Annotated in this window: 15 protein-coding genes; 8 read left to right on the forward strand and 7 right to left on the reverse strand. The window is 67.5% G+C overall.

What is annotated here, in order from left to right; translation table 11 throughout:
- Positions 1 to 126: 126 nt before the first annotated feature.
- The gene (locus tag BOS5A_RS00990) at positions 127 to 2,118 is read right to left on the reverse strand and encodes a protein-disulfide reductase DsbD family protein (RefSeq protein ID WP_151953351.1); all 1,992 of its coding nucleotides are present in this window, start codon (positions 2,116 to 2,118) and stop codon (positions 127 to 129) included.
- Positions 2,119 to 2,197: 79 nt separating this feature from the next.
- On the opposite strand from BOS5A_RS00990, the gene BOS5A_RS00995 reads away from it, so the two are divergent.
- Positions 2,198 to 3,829, forward strand: coding sequence for an alkaline phosphatase family protein (locus BOS5A_RS00995; RefSeq protein ID WP_151953352.1), 1,632 nt, complete (start codon positions 2,198 to 2,200; stop codon positions 3,827 to 3,829).
- A gap of 95 nt (positions 3,830 to 3,924) precedes the next feature.
- On the opposite strand, the gene BOS5A_RS01000 is transcribed toward BOS5A_RS00995, so the two are convergent.
- A complete protein-coding gene (locus tag BOS5A_RS01000) occupies positions 3,925 to 4,851 on the reverse strand; it encodes a right-handed parallel beta-helix repeat-containing protein (protein WP_151953353.1) in 927 nt (308 codons plus the stop codon).
- Between the two features lie 161 nt (positions 4,852 to 5,012).
- Between BOS5A_RS01000 and BOS5A_RS01005 the strand changes: the two genes are divergently transcribed.
- Both BOS5A_RS01005 and BOS5A_RS01010 read left to right on the forward strand, forming a co-directional pair.
- Positions 5,013 to 6,437, forward strand: a complete 1,425-nt coding sequence (locus BOS5A_RS01005; protein WP_151953354.1) for an aldehyde dehydrogenase family protein — start codon at positions 5,013 to 5,015, stop codon at positions 6,435 to 6,437.
- Positions 6,438 to 6,453: 16 nt separating this feature from the next.
- Positions 6,454 to 7,605, forward strand: coding sequence for a saccharopine dehydrogenase family protein (locus BOS5A_RS01010; RefSeq protein WP_151953355.1), 1,152 nt, complete (start codon positions 6,454 to 6,456; stop codon positions 7,603 to 7,605).
- A gap of 129 nt (positions 7,606 to 7,734) precedes the next feature.
- Here BOS5A_RS01010 and BOS5A_RS01015 read toward each other — a convergent pair whose 3' ends face one another.
- From BOS5A_RS01015 to BOS5A_RS01025, 3 genes are read right to left on the reverse strand one after another with little or no spacing between them, the layout of a single operon-like run.
- Positions 7,735 to 8,034 carry a hypothetical protein gene (locus BOS5A_RS01015; protein ID WP_151953356.1) on the reverse strand — a complete coding sequence of 100 codons (300 nt, stop codon included), beginning with the start codon at positions 8,032 to 8,034 and terminating at the stop codon, positions 7,735 to 7,737.
- Positions 8,035 to 8,074: 40 nt separating this feature from the next.
- Complete coding sequence (locus BOS5A_RS01020) at positions 8,075 to 8,377, reverse strand: hypothetical protein (RefSeq protein WP_151953357.1); 303 nt, start codon at positions 8,375 to 8,377, stop codon at positions 8,075 to 8,077.
- The gene (locus BOS5A_RS01025) at positions 8,374 to 10,695 is read right to left on the reverse strand and encodes a ribonuclease R family protein (RefSeq protein WP_151953358.1); all 2,322 of its coding nucleotides are present in this window, start codon (positions 10,693 to 10,695) and stop codon (positions 8,374 to 8,376) included. Before BOS5A_RS01025 ends, BOS5A_RS01020 begins: the two co-directional genes overlap by 4 nt.
- Before the next feature lie 80 nt (positions 10,696 to 10,775).
- Between BOS5A_RS01025 and dinB the strand changes: the two genes are divergently transcribed.
- Together dinB and BOS5A_RS01035 are read left to right on the forward strand one after the other, a co-directional pair.
- A complete protein-coding gene (gene dinB / locus BOS5A_RS01030) occupies positions 10,776 to 11,858 on the forward strand; it encodes a DNA polymerase IV (protein ID WP_267903795.1) in 1,083 nt (360 codons plus the stop codon).
- Entirely contained in the window at positions 11,851 to 12,162 is a 312-nt protein-coding gene (locus BOS5A_RS01035) for a hypothetical protein (RefSeq protein ID WP_151953360.1), read from the forward strand. Before dinB ends, BOS5A_RS01035 begins: the two co-directional genes overlap by 8 nt.
- On the opposite strand, the gene BOS5A_RS01040 is transcribed toward BOS5A_RS01035, so the two are convergent.
- Both BOS5A_RS01040 and BOS5A_RS01045 read right to left on the reverse strand, forming a co-directional pair.
- Positions 12,135 to 13,049: an ROK family protein gene (locus tag BOS5A_RS01040; protein WP_151953361.1), complete on the reverse strand. Its 915-nt coding sequence runs from the start codon at positions 13,047 to 13,049 to the stop codon at positions 12,135 to 12,137. The two genes, BOS5A_RS01035 and BOS5A_RS01040, sit on opposite strands and share 28 nt — an antisense overlap.
- A 3-nt stretch (positions 13,050 to 13,052) precedes the next feature.
- Positions 13,053 to 13,493 carry a MarR family winged helix-turn-helix transcriptional regulator gene (locus BOS5A_RS01045; RefSeq protein ID WP_151953362.1) on the reverse strand — a complete coding sequence of 147 codons (441 nt, stop codon included), beginning with the start codon at positions 13,491 to 13,493 and terminating at the stop codon, positions 13,053 to 13,055.
- 87 nt (positions 13,494 to 13,580) lie between these two features.
- Between BOS5A_RS01045 and hppD the strand changes: the two genes are divergently transcribed.
- The 3 genes from hppD to BOS5A_RS01060 all read left to right on the forward strand — a co-directional run bounded on the left by hppD (position 13,581) and on the right by BOS5A_RS01060 (position 16,600).
- Entirely contained in the window at positions 13,581 to 14,642 is a 1,062-nt protein-coding gene (gene hppD / locus BOS5A_RS01050) for a 4-hydroxyphenylpyruvate dioxygenase (RefSeq protein ID WP_151953363.1), read from the forward strand.
- A gap of 259 nt (positions 14,643 to 14,901) precedes the next feature.
- Complete coding sequence (gene hmgA / locus BOS5A_RS01055; protein ID WP_151953364.1) at positions 14,902 to 16,179, forward strand: homogentisate 1,2-dioxygenase; 1,278 nt, start codon at positions 14,902 to 14,904, stop codon at positions 16,177 to 16,179.
- A 64-nt stretch (positions 16,180 to 16,243) separates the two neighbouring features.
- Positions 16,244 to 16,600, forward strand: a complete 357-nt coding sequence (locus tag BOS5A_RS01060) for a Rieske (2Fe-2S) protein (protein WP_151953365.1) — start codon at positions 16,244 to 16,246, stop codon at positions 16,598 to 16,600.
- The last annotated feature ends 1 nt before the right edge of the window (position 16,601 follow it).

A 16,601-nucleotide genomic window follows, 5' to 3' on the forward strand; every position in this document is an offset into this window, starting at 1 on the left:
GCTATGGTGCAAGTCCCCTCCGTCACCCGGCCTTGAGCCGGGGTCCCGCTGCCCTTGATGGCGGAAAGAAGCGGGACCCCGGATCAGGTCCGGGGTGACGATAATTTCTTACAGCGTCAGCATACCTTAGAGGCTGGCGAGCATCCCGGGCGTGAGAACCTGCGGCAACACGCGCGGCTCCGTGGCCCCCGGCGCATAGTAAAGATACAGCGGCACCCCGGCGCGGTTGTGTGCCTCGATGAAGCGCCCGAGCGCTGGGTCGCCATCGGTCCAGTCGCCGACCAGCACCGCGACCTTCTCCTTCGCGAAGGCCGCACGCGTCTCTTCCGTGTCGATCGCGACCTTTTCGTTGACCTTGCACGTCAGGCACCAGTCCGCGGTGAAATAGGCGAAGACCGGGCGCCCTTCCGCGCGCAATGCCGCAAGCCGTACTTCGCTGAACGGCTCGCCCGACGCTGTACTGATCGCGGCCTGCGCTGGCTTGCGCGGCACGATGACGGTTGCGACGCACGCCGTCGCCAGGAGCGCGCCTATGCCGGCGACCCCAAACCCAATTCCCCGCATCTGCCGTCGACCCCCGACCCACAGCACGATCGCCGCGAACAAGGCCGCGCCAAGCCCTGCCGTCATGCCATCGACCCCGGCCTGCCGCCCGAGCACCCACGCGAGCGCAAGCGCGGTCAGCCACATCGGCACGCTCAGGATACGCCGGAACGTCTCCATCCACCCGCCCGGTTTCGGCAGGCGTGCACGCAGCGCCGGGACGAAGCCGAGCAGCAGGAACGGCAGCGCGAGCCCGATCCCGAGCCCCGCAAACACCGCGAGCGCGGCTGGCCATGGCAGCACCAGCGCCGCGCCGAGTGCGGCCCCCATGAACGGCCCCGAACACGGCGTCGCGATGAAGGCCGCGAGCGCGCCCGTCATGAAGGCGCCGCCCGCGCCGCTCCGGTTGACGAAGCGCGGCGTCGCGAATTCGAACACGCCCGAAAGATTCAGCGCGATGCCGACGCTCAGCAGCAGCAGCAGCACGACGACGCGTGGGTCCTGCAGCTGGAACGCCCAGCCGACCGTGCTTCCGCCGGCGCGCAGGCCGAGGATGAGCGCGCCGAGCGCAAGACACACTGCGACGACCCCGGCGGTATAGCCGAGTGCTTCCCGCCGTGCCGCGGCTTCGTCGGCGTGGTTGCGGGTGAGGGCCAGCGCCTTCAGGCTCAGGATCGGGAAGACGCACGGCATGATGTTGAGGATCAGCCCGCCGAGCAGCGCGCCGGCAAAGGCGATCGCGGCAGCCTTCAGCCACCCGCCGCCGCCCGCTGAATCCGCGACGACGCCGGGGACTACTTTCACGCGCAATCCCTGATCGCGGCCGATCCGCAGCACGCCCTCGAGCGCCGCCGCCTTGCCGCTCGCCTTCGTGGCGATCAGCAGGCGGTCGCCGTCGCGCGTCACCGTCTGCGGCGCGGCGTAATCCACGACGCCGGCGGAAAGCGGAAAGAAATACGCATCGGCGAGCGGCGCGCTGGCAGGATAGGGCACCGCGATCCGCGCGGCGGCGTCCTTCACCGCGATCGTCGCGGGCGCATCGAGCGGCTTTGGAATGGCGCGCCGCCAGGCATCGAACTTCGCGTGCCGCTCAGGCTCGACCGCGCCGTCACCAACCGTGAGATCAAGCGTTAGGTCCGCCGATTCCGGCACGCAGAGCGTCGTCGTGCAGACGAGATAGTCCGTGTGCAGCCGCACCGGCAGCGCCGTCCCGGCGGCCAGCCCTGCCGGGACATGGAGCGTGACGAGCGGCGCATAGGGTCGCTCGAACACATAGTTCATCAGTCCCGCGATCAGCAGAGTCTGCGGCACCGGATACAGCGGCGCGGTGACGGTCGCCCCCTTCGGCAGCGTCCAGCCGAGCTTGGCCGGAAACCCCGCGTCGCCCGGATTTTCCCAATAGCCGTGCCACCCCGCATCGGGCCGCGTGTCCAGCGCGATCGTCACGTCCGATCCGGCGCGCGGCTGCTCGCTTTCCGCCACCAGCCGGATCGCGAGGTGGCGCGTCTGCGCGGTCGCCACGGGCGCGACCAGCAACCCCGCCAGCATCATCAAAGCGAAACAAACCCGACGCATGGCGATCCTTGTCTGACACGGCGCACCGTCCCATAGCGGGCGCCGTCTTACCGTGCACCTAAAGGACTTCGGCCTCCGCATGAAAGCGCTCATCACCAGCCTGTTCGCGGGCGCCGCCCTTTTCGTTACCCCAGCCGCCGCGCAGGACGCGCCACCCCCGGCCTACCCCGCAACCAAACCAAAACTGATCGTCGCGATCTCGGTGGACCAGTTTTCCGCCGATCTCTTTGCCGAATATCGCAACCGCTACACCGATGGCTTCGCGCGTTTGTTGAACGGCGCGGTCTTTCCGTCGGGCTACCAGAGCCACGCCGCGACCGAGACGTGCCCCGGCCATTCTACGATTTTGACCGGCATGCGCCCCGCGCACACCGGCATCGTCGCAAACAACTGGATCGAACAGGACGCGCCGCGCAAGGACAAGACGGTCTATTGCGCGGAAGATCCCAGCGTCCCCGGCACCGATCACGACCACTACACCGTCTCCGACAAGCATCTGAAGGTCCCGACGCTTGGTGAGATGATGAAGGCGGCCGATCCGCGAACCCGCGTCGTCTCGGTCGCGGGCAAGGACCGCGCCGCGGTGATGATGGGCGGCCACAAGGTGGACGAACTGTGGTGGTGGGACGGCAAGACCTATGCGAGCTATGCCGGCCGCGCGGTGCCGCCGGTCGTCCAGCGCACCCGCGATGCGGTCGCCGCACTCATCGCCAGGCCGCAGGCACCGCTGCCGCTTCCCGGCTATTGCAAGCCGCTCGATCGCGCGGTGCAGGTGGGCGACCAGACCCTCGGCACCGGGCGCTTCGCGCGCGAGGCCGGTGACGCAAAGGCGTTCCGCGCGTCACCTGCATCCGACGCCGCGGTGTTTGCGATGGCGGCGGGGCTCGTGCAGGACATGAAGCTGGGCAAGGGTCCCGCGACCGACATCATCGCGATCGGCGCGTCGGCGACCGATTATATCGGTCATGCCTATGGCAATCAGGGCACCGAGATGTGCATCCAGATGGCCGAGCTCGACCACACGCTCGGCAGCTTCTTCGCGACGCTCGACGCGACGGGGGTGGACTATGAGGTCGTGCTGACCGCCGATCACGGTGCACACGACATGACCGAGCGCCAGCGCGAGCGCGCGATGCCGATGGAGAGCCGCGTCGATCCGGCGACCGCGATCCCCGCCGTCGCCACGCAGATCGCGGCGGACCTGAAGATCGCCGAGCCGATCATGATCGGTGCCGAGGGCGACGTGTATCTCGCGAAGTCCCTTACGCCGGCCCAGCGGACACGCGTGCTGGCGGAGGCGAAGCGCCGCTACGCCGCCATGCCGCAGGTTGCCGCCGCGCTCACCCGCGACGAGATCGCCGCGACGCCGATGCCGAGCGGCCCGCCCGAGACGTGGACGCTCGCCGAGCGTGCCCGTGCCTCGTTCGACCCGGCGCGATCGGGCGACCTGCTGATCCTGCTGAAGCCGCGCGTCACGCCCATCACGAAGCCCGGCCCCGGCTATGTCGAGACGCACGGCAGCCCCTGGGACTATGACCGCCGCGTGCCGATTTTGTTTTGGCGCAAGGGGCAGCCGGGGTTCGAGCAGCCGCTGTCGGTGGAAACGGTGGACATCGCCCCGACGCTCGCCGCGACGATCGGGCTCAAGGTGTCGGGGCTTGACGGGCGCTGCCTCGATCTCGATCCGGGTGCTGGGGATAGCTGTAAATAGACCTGTCACCCCAGCGAAGGCTGGGGTCCATGTCTGGCTGGTGTGCCACCCGTGAGAGACATGGATCCCCGCCTTCGCGGGGATGACGATCGAAACTACCGCGTCTCGTACATCCTCACACCCTTCCCCAGCGTGTTCGCTCCCACCGCCAGCGTGTCGCCCGAAAGATTCGCCACAAACGCCGGCGATCGTGTCTCCCCCGGCGCCAGGCTCGCGGAGTTCCCCTCGATCTTCAGCCCCGCGGAGGAAAATGTCCGCTTCTCCGCCGCGACGACGACGAACCCGGTCCAGTTCTCCTTGTCGCGCCCCTGGACGAAGGTATTGCGCGTGATGATCCCCCGCGCGCCTTCAGGCAGGTCGATCATGTAATTGGTCTTGCGGCCCTGGGTATCGTCGAAGCTGTTGTCGGTGATGACGACCTGCGGCGCGCGGACCTTCACATAATGCCCGCCACGCCCGCGCTCGAACCGCGAATTGGTGATGGTCACGGTTCCTCCCAGCCCGAGATAGATGCCATGCGCGCAATCGGGCGTTTCGTCGCACTGGCCGAGGCCCGAAAAGGTCGAGTGGTCGATCGTGATCTTCTGGTTCGACGGATTCCCGCCAAGGATGCCCTCCTGGCTGTCGAGGAACATCGAGTTGCGCACCACCAGATCGCCGATCTCGGTGCGAATGCCGGCGCCATTGCCGTCATCGACCCGCATGTTGCGGAACACGATGCCGTCGACGACGGAACCCGATCCGCGCAGCACGAACGCCGCCTTCCCCTCGCACGTCCCCCCGTCGAAGATGACCTTGCCGGCCTCCGCCGCCTTGTAGGTGATTCGCCCGCCGGTCTGCACCGTGCAGTCGCGGTAGGTGCCGGGCGCGATCAGGATCGTCGCGGTGCGGTCGCGGATCGCGGTCACGGCATCGTCGAGATGGCTGTAACCCTCGCCTGTCTCGGCAATGGTGAACGGCGCGCTGGTCTGGCTGGCGGCCGGGGCCGCGAACAGCAGGGCGAGAAGAACGGCGTGTCTCATGCGCCATCTGTAATCGGGCACGCCGCACGCGTCATCGGCACACGCGCCCGCGCACCGTATCGCCGCGGGACAGTCCCGTTTCGCCTTGCAACGAATCCGGGAGCAGGCGCATGATCGGCGGCGATACCCGATCTTCGAATCGACCGCTGGAGAGTGAGGCCATGAAGAGCTACCTGAAGCACTATATCGACGGCGCCTGGGTCGATAGCGAGGGCGGCACGCGCCATCAGGTCATCGATCCTTCGACCGAGCAACCCGTCAGCGAGATCACCCTAGGCACCGCCGCCGACGTGGACAAGGCCGTCGCCGCCGCAAGGCGCGCGTTCGAAAGATGGTCGCAATCGAGCGTCGCGGACCGCCAGGCGCTGCTCGGCCGGATCATCGAGGAATACAAGGCGCGCATCCCCGATCTCGCCAAGGCGATGAGCGAGGAAATGGGCGCCCCGATGGCGCTGGCCAGCGCCGCGCAGGCGCCCACCGGCCTCGCCCATTTCGCCGCCACGCTGAAGGCGCTCGGCGAGTTCCGTTTCGAGGAACAGGTCGGCCGCGCGACGGTCGTCCACGAACCGCTCGGCGTCGTCGCGATGATCACGCCCTGGAACTGGCCGCTCAACCAGATTTGCGCAAAGGTCGCACCCGCGCTCGCTGCGGGCGACACGATGATTCTGAAGCCATCCGAGGAAGCGCCGGGCTGCGCGGTGATCCTCGCCGAGATTCTCGACAAGGCGGGTGTGCCGGCAGGCGTGTTCAACCTCGTCAACGGCGACGGACTGGGTGTCGGCGCGGCGCTCAGCAGCCACCGCGATGTCGATATGGTGAGCTTCACCGGATCGACCCGCGCGGGAATCGCGATCGCGCAGGCCGCAGCGACGACGGTGAAGCGCGTCCATCAGGAGCTCGGCGGCAAGGCGGCGAACCTAGTCCTGGAAGGCGCGGACCTAAAGGCGGTGTTGCCGCCCACGGTGGCCGGCGTGCTCGCCAATTCCGGCCAGAGCTGCATCGCCCCCACCCGCCTGCTCGTCCACGAAAGCCAGGTCGCCGAAGCGACCGCGATCGTGAAATCGATGATGGAGCAGACCCTCGTGGGCGACCCCTCCGAAGTCGGCGCGCATATCGGCCCGGTCGTCAACAAGGCGCAATATGAGAAAATCCAGGGCCTCATCCAGTCCGCGATCGACGAGGGCGCGACCTTGGTGACGGGTGGCCCCGGTCGCCCAGATGGTCGCAACGCCGGCTTCTACATCCAGCCGACGCTCTTCACCGACGTGACGCCCGAAATGCGGATCGCACGCGAAGAGACGTTCGGCCCCGTCGCGACGATCACGGCCTATGCCGATCAGGACGAGGGCATTCGCATCGCCAACGCGACCGAATATGGGCTTTCGGCCACGATCTCCGGCGACCCCGCAAAGGCCGCCACGGTCGCGCCGAAACTGCGCGCCGGGCTGGTCACGATCAATTCGTGGAGCCCCGATATCGCCGCCCCGTTCGGCGGCTACAAGCAGTCGGGCAACGGCCGCGAGAACGGCAAATACGGCCTCACCGACTTCATGGAAGTGAAGACGGTGGTCGGCTTGCCCGCTTGATCGGAGGAGATCGACGATGGCGCGCGATTTCGACATCATCGTCTACGGCGCAACGGGATTCACCGGTCGCCTCGTGGCGGAGTATCTGGTGCAGACCGGCGCCACGCGCTGGGCGATGGCCGGCAGATCGCCGTCGAAGCTCGGGGAGGTGCGCGACAGCATCGGCGCGCCGACGGACACGCCGCTCGTCACCGCCAATGCCGACGACCCGGCAAGTCTCAAAGCGATGGCGGAGCGCGCGAGCGTCATCCTCACCACCGTCGGGCCGTATCAGCTCTACGGCAGCGATCTGGTCGCGGCCTGCGCGGCGACGGGCACCGCCTATGTCGATCTGTGCGGCGAACCGGCCTGGATGCGGGGGATGATCGACGCGCACGAGAGTGCGGCGAAAGCGAGCGGCGCACGAATCGTGTTTTCTTGCGGGTTCGATTCGATCCCCTTCGATCTCGGCGTCCTGACGCTTCAGGAAGCGGCGATGGCTCGCTTCCGCCAGCCATGCCCGCGCGTGAAGGGCCGGGTGCGCACCATGAAGGGCGGCTTTTCGGGCGGCACCGCGGCCAGCCTCAAGGCGACGCTCGCCGCGGCGGCGCGCGATCCCTCGCTCCTCAAGCTGCTCGCCAGCCCGTTCGCGCTGACCCCCGGCTTTTCCGGCCCGCACCAGCCCGCGGGCCTGCTGCCCGAATACGACCCGTCGCTCGGCGCGTGGGTCGCACCGTTCATCATGGCGCCGATCAACACCAAGAACGTCCACCGCACGAATTTCCTGACCGGCCACCGCTACGGCACCGATTTCGTCTATGACGAAATGATGGTCGCTCCCGGCCTTGGCGACATGGGCAAGGCGGCAGCAGAGGCGATCGCCAGGATCAACCCGCTCGCCTCCGACAAGGGACCAAAGCCCGGCGAAGGCCCTTCGAAGGAAGAGCGCGATACCGGCCATTACGACATTCTGTTCGCCGGGCTCATGCCCAATGGCGACCGGATCGACTGCGTCGTCACCGGCGACCGGGATCCCGGCTATGGCTCCACCAGCAAGATGATCGCGGAAACCGCGCTGTGCCTCGTCGAAAGCGAAGGCGATGGCGGTATCTGGACCCCCGGCGCGCTGCTCGGCGCAAAGCTGCGCGACCGGCTTCAGGCGAAGGCAGGGCTGACGTTCACGGTCTGAGGACCCCGCATTCGGCAAGCTGAGGGCCAAATGCCCCTGACCGTTCGTGTCGAGCGCAGTCGAGACACCGGGCGAAACTTTTGCGTTCCCTTCCCCGACTTCGCTCGAAACAATCGGAATCGGGTCGCCCTATCCCGCGAACAGCGCCGCGGTCGCAGCAGCGAGCGTCGCGCCCAGCACCGCCAGCCCCGCGCGCCGGCGGCGCTTGCGGGTCGCCTCCTCATAGGCCGGAATGTCGAGGTAAAACTGCCCCGGCCGCGTTTCGTGGATGACGCCCGCATCCACCATCCGTTCGAACTGTCGCCGGCGAACGCGCCGATCGGCCACGAAACCGACAGCCTTGTCGGGCGTGACCGCGTCATGCGCCATGAAGTGCGAGACGACATCCCGCCTGGCCTTCGCCACTACCGCCGCCGCTGCCGTCGCCATCACCGTCCCTCGTGTGTTACAAAGGCGATACAGTAAGGCGTCAGCCGCGGTAGAACAAGACCGCGATTGCCGCGATCAGCACCGAAATGGCGATACCGATCATCGCACGCGTCTGCGCCCGCCGCGTTTCGGCCGCCGCATGGCGATCGAGATCGAACCAGAGCTTGCGCGCTGGCGTCGCGCGGACCACGCCGTCCGCAACCAGCGCTGCCAGCGCCTTGGCCTCGGCGGGATTACGCGGCACGAAATCGATCGCATCGTCGGGGCCGATTGCGTGACGATCCATGAAATACGGCGCGATCGTTCCGCGAACGCGGTGCGGGCGCAGATGGGCGTCGCTCATCGCCGCTTCCTGCCTTGATGGCGGATGTTCGCGGGCCGGCCGCGCCGCTTGATCTCGCGGGCCGGCCGATTGCCGCGCTGGGGCGCCGCTGCCCGCTTCCCTTCCGGCATTTCGAAGCGCAGCGCGCCCGACACCGGGTTCGACTCGGCAAGCCGCAGCGGCAGCGTCTGGCCGAGCGCATAGGTCTCCCCGCTCGTCTCCCCCACCAGCGTCCGCGCCGCCTCGTCGAAGAGGAAATATTCGCCGCCCAGATCACGCACCGGCATCAGCCCGTCGCCGCCGATTCCTGCAACGGTTGCGAAGAAGCCGAAATTGGTGACGCCGGTGATCCGTGTCTCGACGATTTCGCCCACGCGATCGGCGAGGAAGGCGGCGACATAGCGATCGATCGTATCGCGCTCCGCCTCCATCGCGCGGCGCTCGAGCTGGCTGATCGACGTGCCGATCTGGTCCATCCCCGCCGCCTCGCTTTCGGTCAACCCGCCGGGGCCGAGCTTGTAGGCGGCGACCAGCGATCGGTGCACAAGCAGATCGGCGTAGCGGCGAATCGGCGAAGTGAAATGCGCGTAGCTGCCGAGCGACAGGCCGAAATGCCCGTGATTTTCGGGGCCATAATAGGCCTGTGTCTGCGTGCGCAGCACCTGCTCCATCACCTGCGGGCGGAAATCCGCATCACCGATCCGGTCGAGGATCCGGTTGAAGGTCGCCGGCTTGACGACCTGGCCGAGCGCAAAGGGCACATCGAACGTGTCGAGATAGTCCTTGAGCGCAACGAGCTTCTCGCGGCTCGGCGGCTCGTGATCGCGGTACATGACCGGCGCCTTCCTGGCCTCCAGCGCCTTCGCCGCCGCAACATTGGCGGCGATCATGTAATCCTCGATCAGCCGCATCGAATCGAGCCGCTCGCGCGGGGCGACCGACAGGATGCGCCCCTTCTCATCAAGCACGACGCGGCGTTCGGGGAGGTCGAGGTTCAAGGGCTCGCGCGCGTCGCGCGCCTTCGCCAGCGCGGCCCAGCAGCCCCAGAGGGGTTGGAGGGCCTTTAGAACCTCCCCGGAACGGGGAGGGGGACCGTCCGCAGGACGGTGGAGGGGGGCTTCCGCCAGCGTATCGTTTGTGGCTGGTCCCCCTCCACCAGCTTCGCTGGTCCCCCTCCCCGTGCCGGGGAGGAATTGATCGGCGACCGCCTGCGCATCCTCATACGCGATATTCGCCGCGATCCGCACCACCGCGCGAGTGAACCGCCATGATTTTAGCGTCCCATTCGCCGCAACCTGGAGATGACACGCCAGCGCCGCGCGGTCCTCCCCCGCCTTCAGCGAGCACACCTCCGCCGACAGGATCTCAGGCAGCATCGGCACGACGCGGTCGGGGAAATAGACGCTGTTGCCGCGCCGCCGTGCTTCGCGGTCGAGCGCAGAGCCGGGGCGCACGTAAAAGGATACGTCGGCGATCGCGACCACAGCCTTCCATCCGCCGGGATTGCCCGGATCGTCGTCGGGCGCGGCCCACACCGCATCGTCATGGTCGCGCGCATCGGCGGGATCGATCGCGACGATCGGCAGATGCGTCAGGTCCTCGCGCTCCTCACCAAGCGACTGCTTCGCAATGCGCTCCGCCTCGTCGAGCGCATCCTGCGAGAACGCATCGGGAATCCCGAGCTTGTGTATCGCGATCAGCGAGAAGCTGCGCGGCGCGAACGGATCGCCCAATCGCTGCAAGACCCGCACCGTGATCCGCGGCGGACGCCCGGCCATTTCCGCAAGCACGAGGTCGCCCGCCTCGGCATCGCCGGTGTCGGACACTGCGAACTCGCGCCGCTCCTTCTTCTCGACGCCCGTGAGCCAGTACCGGTCGCCCTCGCGGCGCAGCACGCCGAGTATCTGTTCCGAACTGGCAGCCAGCACCTTCATCGGATGCGCGATCCAGCCGTTTCCCGCTTCCTCCGTCCGCGCGAGAACCCGCGCTCCGATCGCCAACGCACCACGCTTGCGCTCGCGCACGCGCAGCCGCGGCGCCGGCACCTCGGCGTCCCAGCGTTCCGGCGCCGCCCACACATTGCCGCCGTCATCGACATCGACGATCCGAAGCACGGTGACCTTCGGCAACCCGCCCATCTTGTGGAAGGCGCGGCCCGGGGCGCTGTCGATCAGCCCCTCGTCCGCCATGTCCTTCAGCAGCGCCTTCAGCGCAATCTTGTCCTGCGCGGTGAGCGCGAAGGCGCGCGCGATCTCGCGCTTGCCCGCGGGCGTGTCGGACGTCTCGATGAAGTCGAGGATTTGCTGGCGGGTGGGAAGCCCCGGTCTGGCTTTGCGCATGTCCCTTCCGGGATAGGGCCTCCATGCGGCCACGTCACGCGGCTTCAATCCGCGCCCGTCTGCGTTTAGAAGAACGAACCGTGACCGGCAGCGAGCCTCCTCCCCTACGCAAGATCATCCATGTCGACATGGACGCCTTCTACGCGAGCGTGGAGCAGCGCGACGATCCGGCGCTGCGGGGCAAGCCGGTCGCGGTCGGCGGATCGAGTGCGCGCGGCGTCGTGGCCGCGGCCAGCTACGAAGCGCGCGTGTTCGGCGTCCGCTCCGCCATGCCCTCGGTCACCGCGATCCGGCGCTGCCCCGATCTCGTCTTCGTGAAGCCGCGTTTCGACGTCTACAGCGCGATCAGCCGCCAGATTCGCAGCATCTTCGCCGACTATACCGATCTGATCGAACCGCTGAGCCTCGATGAAGCCTATCTGGACGTGACCGACGACCGCCACGCGCTCGGCTCCGCAAAGGCAATTGCCGAGGCCATCCGCGCGCGGATCAAGGCGGATACCGGCCTCACCGCTTCGGCCGGGGTCAGCTACAACAAGTTCATCGCGAAGCTCGCCTCGGACCAGAACAAGCCCGATGGCCTCTGCGTGATCCCGCCGCACAAGGGCGCGGCGTTCGTCGCGTCGCTGCCGGTCAAGCGCTTCCACGGCGTCGGCCCGGTGACGGCGGCGAAGATGGCGCGGCTGGGGATCGAGACCGGCGCCGATCTGCGCGACCGCGGAATCGCGTTCCTGCGCGCCAATTTCGGCTCCTATGCCGACTATCTTTACGGTGCGGCGCGCGGGATCGACGAGCGCCCGGTGCGCAGCAACCGCCCGAACAAGTCGATCGGGGCGGAGCGGACATTTTCAGAGAATCTCAGCGCGGACGCGGACTATGCGGACGCACTGGCGCGGGTCGCCGATGCGGCGTGGGAGCGCATTGCGCGCAGCGGCGAACGCGGGCGCACGGTGACGTTGAAGCTGCGCCACGCCGATTTCACCACGATCACCCGCGCCAAATCGCTCGTCGATCCGGTCGCCGACAAGGCCGAGTTGCTCGCGATCGGTCACCGCCTGCTCGGCCCGCTGCTGCCGGTGCCGGGCGGGTGCCGGCTGCTGGGGCTGACGCTGTCGGGCATTGTCCGCGACGAGCCCGAACAGCCGGCGCTGCCGCTTGGATAAGATGCTGCGCGCGGTCGCCGTCATCGCACTTGTGCTGGCGGCGTTCATCGCGCCCAGCCTGTTCGTCCCGCCGAAGCCAGTGCTCACCACCGCGCGGATCACGAAGATCGTCGCCGTGCCGGGCGAGCCGGCGCGCGTCCTCATCGTGCGAGGCACGACGGGACAGATCGGCGGCGCGACGATACGCGCCACGCGTCTGCACTGCGCGGTCGGCGAGCGTGTCCGCGCGCTCATCCGCGACGGCCACCTCCTGCCCGATCCGTCGCGCTGCCTGCGTCAGACCCGCGCGCGATCCTCCAGATGATGGGCAAGCGCCAGTTGCCCGAGCACGACCGCACCTAGCGGCCCGGCATTGTTGCCGAGCGCTGCGGGCACGACATAGCTCTCCATCGCATCGAGTTCGGCCAGCGCGACATAGCCGCCAAGCGTCGCCTTCAATCGCTCGCGAACACGCGGGAACAGGAACTGACTGCCCGTCATCACGCCTCCGCCCATCACGATCCGGCGCGGTATGCCGGTGAGGACCAACGTGCCGAGCAACTGCGCAAGCGCATGCGCTACGCCGTCCCACACCGCGTCCTCGGGGGGAATATCCTGACCAGCGCGCCCGGTCCGCGCCGCGATCGCGCTTCCCGCCGCAAGCCCCTCGACGCATGCGCCGTGAAAGGGGCACGACCCGGTCCAGTCGTCACCCGGCAACCGCACCGGGCGGACATGACCGAGCTCCGAATGCGTCAGCCCATCGACAGGCCTGCTGCCAGCGACCAGCCCCACGCCGATCCCCGTGCCCACCGTCACATAGGCCAGATCGCCCAGCCCCTTTGCGGCGCCCCAACGCGCTTCCGAGAGCGCGGCCCCGACGACATCGGTGTGGAACCCCGTCGGCACGCCGTAGCGCTGCTGGAGCCGGCGGGCGACATCGGTATGCGCCCAGCCGGGCTTGGGCGTCGTCGTGATCTGGCCGTAGTCCGCGGCATCACGGTTGATCCCTATGGGGCCGAAACTCGCGATGCCGATGCCGGCGAACCCGCGCCACTGGTCGAGCGCCGCCTCCAGCGCCGGCAGCGTCTCCTCGGGCCGCGTCGTCGGGATGCGCACTTCCTCATGGATCGCGTCCGGCCCACTCGCCAGGATCGCGATGCACTTGGTGCCGCCGAGTTCGATCCCGGCGATGAGCGGCGTTTCGGTCATGGGTCAGGATTCCTGCGCCGCCGCGTCGATCCGTCGCAGCATGGTGTTGAACGCGTCCAATTCTTCGCCGCTGAACCGGGAGAAAATGCGCGCCTCCAGCTCCAGCGCCTTGGGTGCGACCGCGGCGTAGAGATCACGCCCGGACTCGGTGAGCGACAGCAGGTGTGACCGCTTATCCTGCGCATTGGGGCTGCGCGCCATCAGCCCGCGATCGACCAGCGCGATCGCGGCGCGGCTGACGGTCACCTTGTCCATCCGCGTCTTCTCGCCGATGGCCTGCTGGGTGATCCCGTTGCTTTCCGCCACCACCGCGACGAGGCGCCACTCAGGGATCGAGAGCCCGAACAGTGATTCATAGGCCCGCGCGATCCGGTCGCTGACGAGGTTCGACGTGATCGACAGCCGATAGGGAAGGAACCCGTCGAGGCGCAGGCGGTTGGTCATCCGACAAGTGGTAGCATTTGACACCGCCGCGCCAAGCGCCGATATTGGTATCAATTGTTACCACCCAGCGACACGGAGTTCCCCGACATGGCGCGCGACGAAACCAATCCCCTTGGCCTCGACGGCTTCGAATTCTGCGAGTTCACCTCGCCCGATGCCGACACGCTCGCCGGCCAGTTCGAAGCGATGGGCTTTGTGGCGTCGCACACCCATCCGACGAAGGACGTGACCCGCTACAAGCAGGGCCGCATCAACCTGCTGCTCAATCGCGAGAGCGCGGGCCAGGCCGCCGATTTCCGCGCGGCACACGGCCCCTCCGCCAGCGGCATGGCATTCCGCGTCGCCGATCCGAAGTCCGCCTATGAGCACGCGATCAGCGAGGGCGCGAAGGCAGTCGATGCCGCCGCGGGCACGCTCGGCGCGGAAAGCTGCGTGATCGAGGGGATCGGCGGGTCGTATCTCTATCTGGTGAAGGCCGGCGCGGACCTCTACGCCGACTGGACCGAAATCCCCGGCTGGGAAGCCGCGGAAGCCGAGAACAATGTCGGACTCGACCTGCTCGATCACCTCACCCACAATGTCCGCCGCGGCGAGATGCGGACCTGGTCGAGCTTCTACGGCAAGCTCTTCGGGTTCGAGGAGCAGAAATATTTCGACATCAAGGGCAAGGCGACCGGCCTCTTCAGCCAGGCGATGATCGCCCCCGACAAGGCGATCCGCATCCCGCTCAACGAAAGCCAGGACGAGAACAGCCAGATCGAGGAATTCATCCGCGAATATCAGGGCGAGGGCATCCAGCACCTCGCGCTGACCACGCCCGATATCTACACCACCGTCGAGCAACTGCGCGAACGCGGCGTGAAGCTGCAGGACACGATCGAAACCTATTACGAACTCGTCGACAAGCGCGTCCCCGGCCACGGCGAGGACCTGGAGCGGCTGCGCAAGAACCGCATCCTGCTCGACGGCAATGTCGGCGACGAGGGGCTGCTGCTCCAGATCTTCACCGAGAACATGGTCGGCCCGATCTTTTTCGAAATCATCCAGCGCAAGGGCAATGAAGGCTTCGGCAACGGGAACTTCCAGGCCTTGTTCGAGAGCATCGAACTCGATCAGATTCGCCGTGGGGTGATCAAGGTCGACGCGTGATGAAGGTTCACGAAAAGGCGCAAAGACGCGTAGAGTTTTCACGCGGAGGCGCGGAGACGCGGAGAAAGGGCGCTTGTTCAAACGCCTTGCCGCGTCAGCGGCCTTATCGATCGAGACTCTCGGATTGCTGGGAGATCTCGCTGACGCGACACGCTTGCCCGAAGAACGACAATCTCCGCGTCTCCGCGCCTCCGCGTGAACCAAATCGTCTTTGCGCCGCCGCGCCTTCGCGTGAACATCTTCACATCGGAGCACCGCGATGACCGACTACATTCCCGGCTTCGCCAACCACGTCTCTACCGAGGCCGTTCCCGGCGCGCTGCCGATCGGCCGCAACTCGCCGCAGAAGCCCGCCTTTGGCCTCTACACCGAACAACTTTCGGGCACCGCCTTCACCGCGCCGCGCCACGAGAACCGGCGCAGCTGGCTCTATCGCATGCGCCCGTCCGCCGAGCATCCCCCCTTCACCCGTTACGAAGGCGCCAGGCGTTTCGCCCCGGGCACGGTCGACGACCCGATCGCGCCGAATCGCCTGCGCTGGGATCCGGTCGATGCCCCCGCCCCCGGCACCGATCTGGTCGACGGCATGACGACGATGCTCGCCAACCGCGACCCTGCCGATCTCGAGGGCGTCGCGGTGCATGTCTACGCCGCCAACGCCGACATGGACGCGCGGGTGTTCATGGATGCGGACGGCGAGCTGCTGTTCATCCCGCAGTCCGGCCGCCTCACGCTGCTGACCGAACTCGGCCGCGTCGACATCGCCCCCGGACAGGTCGCGCTCATTCCGCGCGGCGTGCGCTTCCGTGCGCTGCTGCCCGATGGCGAGGCGCGCGGCTATGTCGCGGAGAACCACGGCGCGCTGTTCCGCCTGCCCGATCTCGGGCCGATCGGTGCGAACGGACTCGCCAATCCCCGCGATTTCGAGACGCCGGTCGCCTGGTTCGAGGACCGCGACGACGCGTTCGAGATCGTCCAGAAATATCAGGGGAGCCTCTGGACGACGACGCTGGACCATTCGCCCCTCGACGTCGTCGCGTGGCACGGCAACCTCGCCCCGTGGCGCTACGATCTCTCGCGGTTCAATACGATCAACAGCGTCAGCTTCGATCATCCCGATCCGTCGATTTTCACCGTCCTGACCTCGCCCAGCGACGTGCCCGGCCGCGCCAACGCCGATTTCGTGATCTTCCCGCCGCGCTGGATGGTCGCCGAGGACACGTTCCGCCCGCCCTGGTTCCACCGCAACATCATGTCCGAGGCGATGGGGCTGATCCACGGCGCGTATGATGCCAAGGCGGAGGGCTTCCAGCCCGGCGGGCTGTCGCTCCACAACATGATGGCGGGCCACGGCCCCGATGTCGCGAGTTGGCAGAGCGCGTCGAACGCGGAGTTGAAGCCGCACAAGATCGACGGCACGATGGCGTTCATGGTGGAGAGCTGCTGGGCGTATAAGCCCACGCGCTTCGCGCTGGAACATGCGCAGCCGGACTATGACGCCTGCTGGGCCGATTTCCCGAAAGCGCGACTGCGGTGAAGATAGTGTGTCCCCGCGGAGGCGGGGACCCAGTCTGGGCTCCCGCCTCCGCGGGAGCACATCGATGACCGAGCGTCTTACCGCTACACCACCGGGAATCACGCTCGCCCCGCTCACTCTCATCCCCGACGGCAAGGCCCGCAACTTCGTCCTCGAGATGCGCGCCGGGCGCTTCCACGGCTTCGTCGTCCGACAGGGCGACACCGTTCGCGGCTATGTCGATCGCTGTCCGCACATGGGTGTGCCGATGACGCAAGTCCTGGACGACTATCTGACACCGTCCGGGGACCTCATCGCGTGCAGCTGGCACGGCGCGCTCTTTCGCATCGACGACGGCGTGTGTGTCGGCGGCCCCTGCACCGGGCAGGCGCTGACGCCGTGGCCGGTCACGCTCGCGGACGGGACGATCACGACCGCGTGAC

Source organism: Sphingomonas sp. EC-HK361 (assembly GCF_902498785.1).
Classification (GTDB): domain Bacteria; phylum Pseudomonadota; class Alphaproteobacteria; order Sphingomonadales; family Sphingomonadaceae; genus Sphingomonas.